Annotated in this window: 11 protein-coding genes; 8 read left to right on the top strand and 3 right to left on the bottom strand. The window is 73.7% G+C overall.

Features of this window, described 5'->3' with window-relative positions:
* Nucleotides 1-609 (bottom strand): DUF3159 domain-containing protein, encoded by a 609-nt coding sequence (locus BUE43_RS05060; RefSeq protein WP_234995567.1) that lies wholly within the window; start codon nt 607-609, stop codon nt 1-3.
* A 234-nt stretch (nt 610-843) separates the two neighbouring features.
* Here BUE43_RS05060 and BUE43_RS05055 point away from each other — a divergent pair, with 234 nt between their 5' ends.
* The 8 genes from BUE43_RS05055 (at nt 844) to BUE43_RS05020 (ending at nt 9,995) form a co-directional block, all read left to right on the top strand.
* Nucleotides 844-2,034 (top strand): ROK family transcriptional regulator, encoded by a 1,191-nt coding sequence (locus BUE43_RS05055; protein WP_143173934.1) that lies wholly within the window; start codon nt 844-846, stop codon nt 2,032-2,034.
* A gap of 17 nt (nt 2,035-2,051) precedes the next feature.
* Complete coding sequence (locus BUE43_RS05050) at nt 2,052-3,380, top strand: ABC transporter substrate-binding protein (protein WP_073480044.1); 1,329 nt, start codon at nt 2,052-2,054, stop codon at nt 3,378-3,380.
* 7 nt (nt 3,381-3,387) lie between these two features.
* On the top strand, nt 3,388-4,380 hold the full coding sequence (locus BUE43_RS05045; RefSeq protein WP_083959311.1) for a carbohydrate ABC transporter permease: 993 nt from the start codon (nt 3,388-3,390) through the stop codon (nt 4,378-4,380).
* The gene (locus BUE43_RS05040) at nt 4,377-5,249 is read left to right on the top strand and encodes a carbohydrate ABC transporter permease (RefSeq protein ID WP_083959310.1); all 873 of its coding nucleotides are present in this window, start codon (nt 4,377-4,379) and stop codon (nt 5,247-5,249) included. The genes BUE43_RS05045 and BUE43_RS05040 overlap by 4 nt, the downstream gene beginning before the upstream one ends.
* A gap of 221 nt (nt 5,250-5,470) precedes the next feature.
* On the top strand, nt 5,471-6,745 hold the full coding sequence (locus tag BUE43_RS05035; RefSeq protein ID WP_073480043.1) for a family 4 glycosyl hydrolase: 1,275 nt from the start codon (nt 5,471-5,473) through the stop codon (nt 6,743-6,745).
* Nucleotides 6,730-7,767 carry an N-acetylglucosamine kinase gene (locus tag BUE43_RS05030; protein WP_407697078.1) on the top strand — a complete coding sequence of 346 codons (1,038 nt, stop codon included), beginning with the start codon at nt 6,730-6,732 and terminating at the stop codon, nt 7,765-7,767. The genes BUE43_RS05035 and BUE43_RS05030 overlap by 16 nt, the downstream gene beginning before the upstream one ends.
* A gap of 246 nt (nt 7,768-8,013) precedes the next feature.
* Nucleotides 8,014-8,778 carry an SGNH/GDSL hydrolase family protein gene (locus BUE43_RS05025; RefSeq protein WP_200797353.1) on the top strand — a complete coding sequence of 255 codons (765 nt, stop codon included), beginning with the start codon at nt 8,014-8,016 and terminating at the stop codon, nt 8,776-8,778.
* A gap of 155 nt (nt 8,779-8,933) precedes the next feature.
* On the top strand, nt 8,934-9,995 hold the full coding sequence (locus BUE43_RS05020) for an ADP-ribosylglycohydrolase family protein (protein WP_234995536.1): 1,062 nt from the start codon (nt 8,934-8,936) through the stop codon (nt 9,993-9,995).
* A gap of 493 nt (nt 9,996-10,488) precedes the next feature.
* On the opposite strand, the gene BUE43_RS05015 is transcribed toward BUE43_RS05020, so the two are convergent.
* Together BUE43_RS05015 and BUE43_RS05010 are read right to left on the bottom strand one after the other, a co-directional pair.
* The gene (locus BUE43_RS05015; RefSeq protein WP_073480042.1) at nt 10,489-11,982 is read right to left on the bottom strand and encodes an FAD-dependent monooxygenase; all 1,494 of its coding nucleotides are present in this window, start codon (nt 11,980-11,982) and stop codon (nt 10,489-10,491) included.
* Between the two features lie 79 nt (nt 11,983-12,061).
* Nucleotides 12,062-13,516, bottom strand: a complete 1,455-nt coding sequence (locus tag BUE43_RS05010) for an FAD-dependent monooxygenase (RefSeq protein WP_073480041.1) — start codon at nt 13,514-13,516, stop codon at nt 12,062-12,064.
* Between the last annotated feature and the right edge of the window lie 101 nt (nt 13,517-13,617).

The following is a 13,617-nucleotide window of genomic DNA, read 5'->3' as shown; positions in this document are numbered from 1 at the left end:
TCAGACGCGCGGGTGCCGCAGCCCGGGGTGGTCCGCGGGCAGGACCCGCCGCAGGACCCACCAGCTCACCGCGAGACACGCCGCGATCAGCGGCCAGGTGAGGGCGACCCTGGCCACGGCGAGCGCGACCGCCGCGCCCGCCCACCACAGCGGCACGAAGACCGCGAGGCGCAGGACGTACTGCCCCACCCACACCCAGCTCGCCAGCGAGTAGGCGCGCAGCAACGCCGGGTCCCTCCGCCACTGCGTGCGCTGCCGCAGCGCCGTGCCCACGACGACGCCCAGCAACGGCCAGCGGATGACGATGCTGACCGTCCAGGCCAGCGCGCTGGCCGCGTTCGAGGCGACCTGGACCAGGAAGAAGTCCACCGCCCGCCCGGTGCGCAACGCGATCAGCGCCGCCACCGCGACACCCAGCATCCCGAGCACGACCGCGCGCGGCCGGTCTCCCCGCGCCAGCCGCCACACCGCGACCAGGGCGCCCACCACGAGCGCCGCCGCCGCGCCCACCGGCACCGACTGGTTGGCGAGCAGCCAGCCCGCCACGAAGGCCACCGGCGGCAGGGTGGCGTCCACCGCCGCGCTGCGACCGCCGAGGAGCCGGGCCAGCGACTCCCCCGAACCGGCCGCCGACGTCGGTCGCTGCTCGTCCCTGCGCTCGGTCGCTTCCCGGTCCACGCACTCAGCCTGCCCGAACGCCTCCGCTGACGGCATGGGCCCCCGGCGTTAGTTCGCTCGCACCGCGACGCGGCCGAACGGCCCATTGACCCGACGTGGCGCGCGTCACTACGGTCCCTACCGTCTGGGAAGTTCCCAGAAGTGGTCCGGACCAAGGGAGGCCCGGTGCGCGCGGGAAGCCCCCGGTTGCTGCGGGAGATCAACGACCGCGCCGCGATCGAGGCCCTGGTGGGCGGCGGCCCGCTCACCCGCGCCGAGCTGGAGACCCTGATCGGGCTGTCCAAGCCCGCCACCGCCCAGCTCCTCGCCCGGCTGGAGAGCGCGGGCACGGTGCGCCGCTGCGGCCTGCGGGGCGGCGGGCGCGGTCCGCGCGCCCAGCTCTGGCAGGTCAACGGGTCGCTGGCCCACGTGGCCGCGGTCGACCTCACCCCGAGAGCGGTGGACATCACGGTCGCCGACATCACCGGGGCCGTGCTGGCCAAGCACCACGCCCCGATGCCCAGCGGCCGCGACGCGGACGTGCTCACCGCGTTCGTCGAGGCGCTGGACAAGGCCGCGGCCCAGGCCGCGCTGACCCTCGCCGACCTGAGCCAGGTCGTCGTCGGCTCGCCGGGCGCGGTCGACCCGCGCACCGGGCGGCTCGGCTTCGCGCCGCACCTGCCCGGCTGGGAGGGCTTCGACGTGCCCGGCCGGCTGGGCGAGCTGACCGGCGCCGAGGTCGTCGTGGAGAACGACGTGAACCTGGTGGCCGTCGAGGAGATGGCCAGCGGCCGGGCCCGCGACGTGCGGGACTTCGTGCTGCTGGCCATCAACCCCGGCGTGGGCTCCGCCGTCGTGATCAACCGGACGCTGCTGCGCGGCGCCACCGGGGGCGCCGGCGAGATCGACTGGATGCGGGTGCCCGACCGGGCCGAGCACGACACCGGCGTCGACCGGCACGGCGCCCGGTTCGGCTCCCTGCTCAGCTCCGCCGCGATCACCCGGCTCGGGCAGGCGCACGGCCTGCCGGCCCGCGGCGGGTGGGGCGCGCTGCGCCGGGCGCTGGCCGCGGGCCCCGCCGGCCGGCCGTTCCTCGCCGACGTCGCGCGCCGCGTCGCCACCGGCGTCGCCGGCGTGGTCAGCGTGGTCGACCCCGAGCTCGTGCTGCTGTCCGTGGGCGTCGGTGAGCCCGGCGTCCGGGAGCTGTGCGACCTGGTGGCCGCCGAGTTGCACCGGCTGGTCGTCCCCCGAACCCCCGTGGAGCCCGCGCTCGCCGGCCCCGGCGCGGTCCGCTCGGGCGCGCTGCGCTCGGCGCTGGCCGTGGCCCGCGAGCAGGTCTTCGGGCTCCCGGCCGTCCCCCCGTCCACCCCCCGCTGACCACCTCTGGAGGGCACATGGGCACCTCACGACGCCCCGCGTTACTCGCCGTGGCCGCCGGCCTGCTCGTCGCGGCCTGCACGACCGGCGGCGCCGGCGGCGGTGGCGCCGCCCCCGCGCCGAGGTCGGACGAGCAGGTGACCGTCTCGGTCTGGAGCAACTTCGCCGACCGGGAGCTGGCCGCCCTCAACCGGGTGCTCGACGGCTTCCACGCCAAGCACCCCAACATCACCGTCCGCAGCGAGGGCAGCCAGGACGACGACAAGATCCTCCAGTCGATCAGGGGCGGCACCGCGCCGGACGTGGCGATCTCGTTCTCCACCGACCAACTCGGCCAGTACTGCTCCACGGGCGCGTGGCAGAACCTGGGCCCCTACCTGGAGCGCGACAAGGTCGACCTCGACCAGATCCCCAAGGCGGTCCGCGACTACACCGAGTACCGGGGAACGCGGTGCGCGATGCCCCTGCTCGCCGACGTCTACGGCCTGTACTACAACAAGGAGCTCTTCGCGAAGGCCGGGATCACCAGCCCGCCCAGGACGCTGTCCGAGCTGACCGACATCGCCAAGAGGCTGACGGTGTTCAACCCGGACGGCTCCATCCAGGTCGCCGGGTTCGTGCCCACCATCAACTTCTACAACCACCGGCCGCAGATGCTCGCGCCGCACTGGAACGCGCGGTGGCAGAAGCCGGACGGCTCCTCCGCCCTGGCCAGCGACCCCGGGTGGAAGGAGATGTTCACCTGGCTCAAGGAGCTCGTGGACTTCTACGGCAGGGACCGGCTCGCCAAGTTCACCGCCTCGGCCGGCCAGCAGTACTCCGCCGACAACGCCTTCCAGCAGGGCAGGGTGGCGATGATGATCGACGGTGAGTACCGCACCGCGTTCGTCTCCCAGTACTCGCCGAACCTCGCCTACGGCACCGCGCCGTTCCCCGTCGCCGACTCGCGGCAGAACCTGCACGGCACCGGCTACGCCACCGGCACCATCATCGGCATCCCGCGCGGCGCCAAGAACGCCGGCGCGGCGTGGGAACTGGTCAAGCACCTCACGACCGACACCGACGCGCTGGTGGAGCTGTCCAACGGCCTGAAGAACGTGCCCACCACCAGGGACGCGCTGCGCAGCCCGAAGCTCCAGGCCGACGAGAACTTCCAGACCTTCACGAAGATCTCCGAGAGCCCGAACCTGGCCAGCTCGCCGAGCAGCCCCACCCTGGCCTCGGCGGTGAAGTTCACCGAGGACTTCGCCACCCGGTGGCTCAACGGCGAGGTGGCCAACCTGGACGAGGGGCTGGCCGCGCTGGCCAAGCAGATCGACGACAACGCCGCGCTCGGCGGCAAGTAGGCCCGCCATGACCGCGACAGTCGAACGGGCGCCCGCCGCGTCCGCCGCCCCGCCCCCGCTCCCCCGCCGCCGCCGGCGGGGCCGCCACCGCCTGGTGGTCCTGGGCTTCCTCGCCCCGGCACTCCTCGGCTTCGGGCTGTTCTTCTGCTACCCGCTCGTCGCGACGGTGTTCTTCTCGTTCACGCGCTCCGACGGGCTGAACCCGCCGGAGTGGGTGGGCCTGCGGAACTACGTCCACCTGCTCACCGGCGACCCTGTCGCGCGGACGGCCGCGTACAACACCCTGTGGATGGTCGTGGTCCTGACGACCCTGCGGGTGGTGTTCGCGTTGGGCACGGCCTCGGTGCTGGCCAGGCTGCGCAGCGGCGTCGGGTTCTTCCGCACGGTGTTCTACCTCCCGGCGCTGGCCCCGCCGGTGGCCGCGACCCTCGCGTTCGTCTTCCTGTTCAACCCGGGGACCGGACCGGTCAACGCCGGGCTGCGGGCGATCGGGATCGACTCGCCGCCCGGCTGGTTCACCGACCCGGCGTGGGCCAAGCCCTCGCTGACGTTGTTGATGCTCTGGTGCTCCGGCGAACTGATGATCATCATCCTGGCGGCGCTGCTGGACGTGCCGACCGAGCTGTACGAGGCCGCCGCGCTCGACGGCGCCGGCCCGTGGAGCCGGTTCCGGCACGTCACGCTGCCCTCGATCGCGCCGGTGCTGCTGTTCGGCGTGGTGAACTCGGTGATCCTGTCGCTGCAGTTCTTCACCCAGGCCGTGGTCGGCGGGTCGGTCGCCTCCGGGGCGGCGGAGGTCGCCGGCCACAGCAAGAACGTGGGGTGGCCGGGCAACTCGACGCTCACCTTCCCCGCATGGCTCTACCAACAGGGGTTCCGCTACTTCAACATGGGTTACGCCGCCGCGATGTGCACCCTGCTGTTCCTCGTCTCCTTCGCCTGCACGGTGGTGCTGATCCGGCGCATGCGGTCCGCCGCGGGAACGGGGGAGGCGCGATGACGACGGCGCTGGGCGCACCAGCCGCCCGACGGACGGCACGGCCCGGCGGCGGGTCGGTGCTGCACTGGATCGCGGTGCACAGCATCGCCATCGCCCTCGGCCTGATGTTCCTGCTGCCGTTGCTGTTCATGGCCCTGACCGCGGTCATGTCCGACCAGCAGACGCTGACCACCCAGCTCTGGCCGGGAGAGTGGCGCTGGGAGAACTTCGCCGAGGTCTTCGCCAAGGCCCCGATGCTGTCCTACCTCGGGAACTCCCTGCTGTACTCGGGACTGGCCACCGCGGGCATGCTGCTGACGAGCATCCCGGCCGCCTACGCGCTGTCCCGCCTGCGGTGGCGCGGCAGGAACCTCGCCTTCTTCGCCGTCGTGGCGGCCATGTTGCTGCCGCCGCAGGTCGTCGCGGTGCCCCTGTACATCCTGTGGGCCCGCCTCGGCCTGACCGGCACGTTGTGGCCGCTGGTCATCCCCTACCTGCTCGGCGACTTCTTCAGCATCTTCCTGCTGCGGCAGTTCTTCCTGACCATCCCGCAGGACTACGCCGACGCCGCCCGCGTCGACGGCTGCTCCGAGTTCCGGGTGCTGCTGCGGGTGATCCTGCCGATGGCCCGCCCCGGCATCGCCGCCGCCGCGCTGTTCTGCTTCCTCTACACGTGGAACGACTACTTCGGCCCACTGCTCTACGCGGGGGAACGCCCGGAGAGTTGGACCCTGTCGTTGGCCCTGGCGTCCTTCCGGGGCCTCCACAATGTCGAGTGGAACCTCACGATGGCGGCGACGTTGCTCGTGATGCTGCCCGCCATCGTGCTGTTCCTGTTCGCCCAGAAGTCCTTCGTCAAGGGCATCACGTTCACCGGGGTCAAGGGGTGAGGTCCTCCCCGCGACCGGGGGCGCGGGACTCCCGCCCGCACCCGACCGCCAGCAGGGGAGGCACGGGGTGAGGTTCGCGGTTCGACGCCCCGCTCCCCGGCTGGCGGGCTCCCCGCGCGGCCACCGGCCCGGACGAAGCCGTCCACCGCCGTGCCAGCACAGTTGGTGATCGGTTCTGTCCCCCCGGCGCCAGCCGGGGGTCTCCCCCGATAGGAGTTCGGATGAAACTCACCGTCGTCGGAGGCGGTTCCACCTACACGCCGGAGCTGGTGGACGGGATCGCCCACCGGCGGGGCGGCCTGGACGTCGACGAGATCGCGCTGGTCGACCCGGACGAGCAGCGGCTGGCCGTGGTCGGCGCGTTCTGCCAACGCCTCCTGGCCGCGGCGGGGCACCCGGCGGTCGTGAGCACGACCAGCGACCTGGAGCGGGGCGCGGACGGCGCCTCGGCGGTGCTGCTCCAGCTCAGGGTCGGCGGCCAGGCCGCCCGGCGGTCCGACGAGACCTTCCCGCTGACGTGCGACTGCGTGGGGCAGGAGACGACCGGAGCCGGCGGACTGGCCAAGGCGCTGCGCACGGTGCCGGTGGTGCTGGACATCGCCGAGCGGGTGCGGGCGGTGGCCGGCGAGAACACCTGGCTGGTCAACTTCACCAACCCGGTCGGCATCGTGACCCGAGCCCTGCTGGAGGCCGGGCACCGCGCGCTGGGGCTGTGCAACGTGGCGATCGGCTTCGAGCGGTGGTTCGCCGAGATCCTCGGCGTGGCGCCGGAGAACGTCTACCTCGAACACGTCGGGCTCAACCACCTGACGTGGGAACGGGGCGTGCTCATCAAGGGGCCCAACGCGAGCATGGACGTGCTGCCGGCGTTGCTCCAGGAGCGCGCCGGGGAGATCGCCGAGCGGGTGGGCCTGCCCGTGTCGCTGCTGCACCGCCTGGGCGCCGTGCCCTCCTACTACCTGCGGTACTTCTACGAGCACGACAGGGTCGTCGCCGAGCAGCGCGCGGAGCGGCCCCGCGCCGAGGTGGTGGCCGACGTGGAGCGCGAGCTGCTGCGGATCTACGCCGACCCCGCGGTCTCGACCAAGCCCGAGCTGCTGGGCAAACGGGGCGGCGCCTACTACTCCGAGGCCGCGGTCCAGCTCGTGGAGGCACTGGTGAACGGGGGTGGCGCGGCACACGTCGTGAACGTCCGCAACGGCAGGGCTTTGCCCTTCCTGCCCGAGGACGCCGTCGTGGAGATCCCGTGCACCATCGACACCGGCGGCGCGGTTCCCGCCCCGGTCCGGCCGGTGCCTCCGGTGATGGCCGGGCTCATCGCGCACGTCTACGCCTACGAGGCGCTGGCGTTGGAGGCGGCCGTCCACGGTGGACGGGACCGGGTGGCGGACGCCCTGCTGGCGCACCCGCTGGTCGGCCAGCACGAGACCGCGGACCGGCTGACCGACGAGCTGCTGGCGGCCAACGCCGCGTTCCTGCCGTGGGCGAAGGGCTGAGCACCATGCCGAAGGCGGCCGTGCTCGCCCTGGACGGTGGGAACAGCAAGACCGACGTGCTGCTGGTCGACGCGCACGGTGACGTGCTGGCCAGCGTGCGCGGGCCGGGCGCGTCGGCGCAGAACGTCGGGCTGGCCAGGAGCATGGCCACCCTGGACGAGCTGGTCCGGGACGCGGCGCGCCGCGCTGGCCTCGACGACGCGCGGCCCCTGGCCCAGCACACCGCGGCCTACCTGGCGGGAGCCGACTTCCCCCGGGAGGAGGCCGAGCTGTCGCGGGCGCTGACCGACCTGGGCTGGTCGCGGTCGACGGTGGTCGGCAACGACACGTTCGCCGTGCTCCGCGCGGGAACGCCGGACGGGGTCGGGGTGGCGGTCGTGCTGGGGGCCGGGATCAACTGCGCCGGCGTCGCCCCGGACGGCCGGACGTCCCGGTTCCCTTCCGTGGGGCGGATTTCCGGTGACTGGGGCGGCGGTTCGTTCCTGGCGTCCGAGGCGTTGTGGTGGGCGGTCCGCGCCGCGGACGGCCGGGGCCCGGAGAGCGCGTTGCTGCCCGCGGTGCTGGAGCACTTCGCGCTCTCCTCGGTCGACGTCCTCGTCGAGCGCCTGCACTTCGGCGAGATCCCGCCGACCGAGCTGCACGCCCTGTGCCCGCTGCTGTTCCGGGTCGCCGCCGCCGGCGACCCGGTGGCCGGCCGGCTGGTGGACCGGCTGGTCGAGGAGGTGACCCTGATGGTCACGGTCACCCTGCGCCGGCTGGACCTGCTCGCGGAGCCGGTCCGGGTGGTGCTGGGCGGCGGGGTCGCGGTGGGCGCCGGGCCCGCGTTGATCGACCGCATCGCGCGGAGCTGTGCGGTGCTGGCCCCGCGCAGCGAGGTGCGGGTGGTGGAGGTGCCGCCCGTCGTGGGCGCGGCGCTGCTCGGTCTGGACGCCGTCGGCGCGGACGAGGAGGCGGAGCGCCGGCTCCGGGCGACTGGAGCGGGGCTCGTCGGGGTGGGCGCGCCGGCGGCGCCAGCGCGGTGACCACCTCCGAATAGTCCACAGTGGACAGACAGTTCGGCGTCGGACCAGTCATCCGACGCCGGGCATGACTTTGCTCACCAGAAAGGGGAATCCCGGCGCCGAGCTGTCCTTTTTGTCCTGTTGACACCGGCATCGCCACCCGAAACCTACGGCGCCGTAACTGACGCGACCGTCAGTTACGGTCGCGTAGGTCGAGACCCACGGGTCATGCTGTCCGGTCGGGACACCTCTGGAGGGAGAAAAGCCGTGCACCGGTGGAACGCCCTGGTCGCGATCGGGGACAGCTTCACTGAGGGCCTGGACGACCCCGCGCTCGACGGCGACGGTTTCCGCGGCTGGGCGGACCGCCTCGCCGAGCGGCTGGCCGTGGGCCGCCCGGAGTTCCGCTACGCCAACCTCGCCGTGCGCGGCAAGCTGCTCCAGCAGATCGTCGACGAGCAGGTGCCGGAGGCGATCGCGCTGCGGCCGGACCTGGTCACGTTCTGCGCCGGCGGCAACGACATCCTGCGGCCGGGCAGCGACCCGGACGCGTTGGCCGCGCTGTTCGACGACGCGGTCGCCCGCATGCGCGCGGCCGGCTCGGACGTGGTGATCTGCACCGGGTTCGACACCAAGCAGATCCCGGTGATGAAGCACCTGCGGGGCAAGGTCGCCACCTACAACACGCACCTGTGGGCCACCGCCGACCGCCACGGCTGCCGCGTGGTGGACCTGTGGTCGATGACCGTGCTCCACGACCCGCGCGCGTGGGGCGACGACCGGCTGCACCTGTCCCCCGAGGGGCACGAGCGGGTGGCGCTGCGGGCCTGCGACGCCCTGGGCGTCGAGGTCGAGAGCCGGTGGGACGACCCGTGGCCGCCCGCCCCGCCCGTCGACTGGGTGTCGCTGCGCCGGGAGGACCTGCGCTGGGCGAAGGAGCACTTCGTGCCGTGGATCGGCCGCCGGCTGCGCGGCGAGTCCTCGGGCGACGGGGTGCGGGCCAAGCGCCCGAAGCTCACGCCGGTCGCCTGACATCGCGACCACGTCCCCATCACAACCGCGACCACGACCGCGCCGGCGCCCGGGAGCGCCGGCGCGGTCGCGCGTTCCGGCGTTCCCGCTGGTCGCGTGGTGTGACCAGCACCGCGCTCGGCATTCGGATGATCACGCCCGTAGCCTGGTGCGCCGTGCACGTTGATCCCACGGCGCTGATGGACCGCGCGGCCGGCTGCCTCCTCGGCGGGGCGCTCGGGGACGCCCTCGGCGCCCCGGTGGAGTTCCTCCGGCTCGCCGAGATCCACCGCCAGCACGGGCCGGACGGGATCACCGAGCCGCCCTCCCCCGCCCTGCTCACCGACGACACCCAGCTCATCCTGTTCACCGTCGAGGGGTTGCTGCACAACCGGGTCGACCAGCACGGGTTCTCCTGGCCCACGACGGCGGTGTGGGACGGGTGCCGCCGCTGGCTGCGGACCCAGCAACAGCAGGAGCCCGACCAGGACGCTCGGGGACTGCTCGCCGATCCCCGCGTCTACGCCTCCCGCGCCCCCGGGCTGACCTGCCTGCGGGCGTTGCAGCACGACGAGATGGGCTCGATCGAGCAGCCGTGCAACGACTCCCGGGGCTGTGGCGGGCTCGCGCGCAGCGCTCCGCTCGGCTTCGCGGCGCACGCGGAACTGGCCTACCGCCACGGGTGCGAGGCCGCGGCCCTGACGCACGGCCACCCGGGCGGGTGGGCGCCGGGCGGCGCGCTCGCGCTCATCGTGCACCTGGTCGCGGTGCAGGAACGCCCGCTGTGGGAGGCCGTCGACCAGGCCACCGGACGGGTGCTCGCCGACGACGAGGAGACCGGCCTGGCGCTGGCCGAGGCGCGGCGACAGGCCGTGCTCGACCTGCGGGCGGAGTCCAGGGGCGAGGGCGGCCCCTCGGCGACGTCGGTGGAGCGGCTCGGCGCGGGCTGGCTGGCCGCCGAGGCCCTGGCGATCGCGGTCTACGCCGCGCTGGTCCGCTACAAGCCGACCGGCTTCCGGGACGCGCTCCTGTTGGCGGCCAACCACTCCGGGGACAGCGACACCACGGCGGCGATCACCGGGAACCTGCTCGGGGCGACCCACGGGGCCGAGGTCCTGCCCCGGTCCTGGCTCCACCGGCTGGAGCTGGCCGAGGTGATCGCCCAGCTCGGCAGGGACCTCGGCGCGGCCTGCGCCGGCCTGGACTTCGAGCCGGAGCGGTACCGCCTGACGGCCTGACCGAGCTTGGCCATGTCTGGCCACGTCTGGCCGCGCTCGACCGCGCCTGGTCGCGTCCGATCAGCGAGGAGCGCGGCCACCGGGAGCGGAACCGCCGCCCCCCGCTCCGGGGGGAGGGGAGCGGCGGACGACGGTTCCGCGGTGGTCGACCGCGCGGGCCGGGGCCGTCACCCCGAGCTTCCCTACACACCGACCCGAGCCCGCGCGGCCAACGTCGCGACCAGGCGACGCCGGCGGAAAACGTCATATCCGCCGCCGCTCGCCGCGAACCGGGGGCGCGCGAAAGAAATACGGGTCGGGATTCCCTTTTCCCGACAATGGCGCCGGCCGGCGCCCCGAGCGTGGCCGGCCAGGTCCTCCGTCGTTCTCCGCGCGTCCCCTGTCGCTTTTGGTCCTGGCCAGGGAACGTAACAGGGTTTTCCGGCGGCGTCAGTCCGCCGTATCAGCGACACGGCGACGACCTGCGCATTCACGGAATGCTACGTGACAAGGCTCACGTAACAGTTCCGTGATTCGGGACGATGATGATATCCGACCGCGCGGCCGGCACCCCGAACCAGCGGCGCAGCTCCGGCGCGACACCACCCCCGCCCGACGGCGCCAACCAGGCGACATGCCCGTCCGGCCGCAGCAACAACGCGGTCACACCGGCCAACTCCGCCGCCGAGCAGGACGCCGTCACCACGTCGACCCGATCGGCCCAGCCGGCCGCCGCCGCCCGCAGCCCGGCGTCGTCGGCCAGGTCCAGCAGCACTCCCCTGGCCGGGCACAACAACCGACTCGTGGTCGTGACACCGCCCCCCGTGGACAATTCGACGCGCGGGAGCCGCATTCCGAGCAATGGGTGGTCCCCGCCCGGAACCGGATAACGGGCGTCGACCCCGGCCACCATCCGGGCCAGCCGCCGATTGACGACGTCGAACTCCAGGAGTTCGGCGAACAGCTCGCGGAGCGGATCGACCTCGGGGCCGCCGACCATGAGCAGCGTCTGCGCGCGCGTGTTCCAGACAACGCGTTCGCCCACCGGGTGCCGCTCGTCGTGGTAACTGTCCAACAATCCGGCCGGCGCCCGCCCGCCGACCTCGGCCGCCAGTTTCCAGCCCAGGTTGACCGCGTCCTGCACGCCCAGGTTCAGCCCCTGCCCGCCGGCCGGGAAGTGGACGTGCGCGGCGTCGCCGGCCAGCAGCACCCGACCCCTGCGGTACTCGGTCGCCTGCCGGGCCGCGTCGCCGAAGGTGGTGACCCACCGCGCGGTGGCCCCACCGATGTCCTCCCCGGCGACGTGCAGCAGCATCGAGCACAGGTCGTCGTAGGTCGGCGCGGCCTTCCCCCGCCCGTGCGCGTGCGCCCAGATCCTGGTCACCCCGCCGTCCAGCGGGATCACGGCGAACGCGCCCCGCGCGTTGCGCTGGAACAGCCGGGGGCGGAGCCGGACTCCGACGACGTCGGCCATGACGAAGTGCCGGTCCCCGCCCGTTCCGGGGAAGGCGAACCCGGCGGCCGCGCGCACCGTGCTGTGCCCGCCGTCGCACCCCACCACGTACTCGGCGCGGAGGTGGCGCTCGCCGCCGGAGCCGCGCGCCACCAGGTCCACCCCGTCCTGGTCCCGCATGAGGCCGACGACCTCGTGGTCCCGCAGGATCCGGGCGCCCAGCTCGACGGCCCACTCCTCCAGAACCCGCTCGGTCCGGGCCTGCGGGTGCAGCGCCATCACCGGGTGGGCCCCGTCCACGAGCCCGAAGTCCAGCGGCACCGGGAGGGCGCCGAAGTGCCCGAGCCGGCGGCGCGAGAGCTCGCCGAAGCGGCCGAGCACGCCGCGCTGTTCCAGCACCTCCAGCGTGCGGGCGGTGACCCCGATGGCCCGGGACTCCCCGCAGGGGCGGGGAAGGCGCTCCAGCACCACCACGTCGGCCCCGCCGAGGCGCAGCTCGGCGGCGAGCATGAGGCCGACGGGCCCCGCGCCCACCACGACGACCTGAGTGTCCACACCTCTCCCTACCCCGGGCGCCACGCGGCACGACCGCCATTCGCGCGGCGCGCCGCGTGGATCGCCCGGGGGTGGGGCGTCAGTGGGCGCGCGGCGCCCCGAACCACCGCCGGAGGGCGGCGTCGAGCGCCTCGCCGGTGTCCGGCGCGACCCAGGCGACGTAGCCGTCGGGCCGCAGCAGCACGGCGTCGACGCCGGCCAGCTCGGCCGAGGACGCGCGGACGACGTCGACCCGGTCGGACCAGCCGGCCGCCGCCGCGCGCAGCCCGGCGTCGTCGGCCAGGTCCAGCAGCACGCCCCTGGCGGTGCGCAGCAACCGGGTCGTGGTCGTCTCTCCGTCCTCTGTGGACAGAACGCGGTGCGGCATCCGCCGCCCCAGCAACGAGTGTTCCCCCGCACCCACCTCGTACCGGATGTCCACGGCGCTGATCAGGCCGGTGAGGTACCGGTTGACCTCCGCCATCTGGAAGATCCGCGCCAGCATCGACCGGAGCGGGTCCGCCTCGGGGCCGGTGTTCAGCAGCAACGACTGGGCCCTGGTGTTGAACAGCACCTCCGCGCCCACCGGGTGCCGCTCCGAGTGGTAGGTGTCCAACAGCTCCTCGGGCGCGCGCCCGGTCACGACCGCGCCGAGCTTCCACCCGAGGTTCACGGCGTCCTGGACGCCGAGGTTGAGCCCCTGACCCCCGGCCGGCAGGTGGATGTGCGCCGCGTCGCCGGCCAGCAGCACCCGCCCCCTGCGGTACTCGCTGGCCTGGCGGCAGGCGTCACCGAAGGCGGTGACCCAGCGCGGCGTGCCGGCGCTGATGTCCTCCCCGCTGATCCGGGCGGCCCGCTCGACCACCTCGGCGAAGGCCGGCGGCTCCGTCCGCCGGCGGGGCGGCGCCCCCCACTCCGCGAGCAGCACCCGGACGACGCCGTCCCCGAGCGGGAACGAGCTGATCCCGCCCCGCTCCAGCGGCTGGCTGAACCGCGCGGGGAGGTCGATCCCCTCGACGTCGGCCATGAGGTACTCGGTCGTGGCGTCCGTGCCGGGGAAGTCGAACCCGGCCAGCTTGCGGACGGTGCTCCGGCCGCCGTCGCAGCCCACGAGGTAGGCCGCGCGCAGGCGGTAGCTCCCCTCCGGTCCCGCCACCTCCACCTCGACCCCGTCGGCGTCCTGGGTCATGCCGACGACCTCGTGCCCGCGCCGGACCGGCACGCCCAGCTCCTCGGCCCACTCGCCGAGCACCCGCTCGGTCCTGACCTGTGGGATCAACATCTGGCCCGCGACGTGGCTGTCCAGCACCCCGAAGTCCAGCGAGATCGCCCCGAAGTGCCCCCAGGTGCCGAGCTGACCGCCGAGGCGGTCGAACACGCCGCGCTGGTCCAGCACCTCCAGCGTCCTGGTGTGCATGCCCAGCGCCCGCGACTGCCCGGTGGGCTCGGCCAGCCGCTCCAGCACGACGACCTCAGCCCCGGCCAGCCGGAGCTCCGCGGCGAGCGTGAGCCCGACCGGACCCGCGCCCGCCACGATGACCTGCGTGGTCGCCACGAGACCTCCTTAACGTCGTTAAATTTAACGCCGTTAAGGTACTCCTGAACATCATTAAGCTGTCAAGACCTTTCCGAGCGGGGAGAACGGACGGAGCCGGC

Origin of the sequence: Streptoalloteichus hindustanus (assembly GCF_900129375.1) — a bacterium.
Taxonomy (GTDB): Bacteria; Actinomycetota; Actinomycetes; order Mycobacteriales; family Pseudonocardiaceae; genus Streptoalloteichus; species Streptoalloteichus hindustanus.
The sequence above is the reverse complement of the archived record's forward strand: the minus strand, read 5'-3'. Positions and strand labels throughout refer to the sequence as shown.

Excerpts from the sequence above, each read along its gene's own strand:
- BUE43_RS05045 (WP_083959311.1), top strand. The coding sequence starts at position 3,388 with ATGACCGCGACAGTCGAACGGGCGCCCGCCGCGTCCGCCGCCCCGCCC.
- BUE43_RS05050 (WP_073480044.1), top strand. The coding sequence starts at position 2,052 with ATGGGCACCTCACGACGCCCCGCGTTACTCGCCGTGGCCGCCGGCCTG.
- BUE43_RS05035 (WP_073480043.1), top strand. The coding sequence starts at position 5,471 with ATGAAACTCACCGTCGTCGGAGGCGGTTCCACCTACACGCCGGAGCTG.
- BUE43_RS05040 (WP_083959310.1), top strand. The coding sequence starts at position 4,377 with ATGACGACGGCGCTGGGCGCACCAGCCGCCCGACGGACGGCACGGCCC.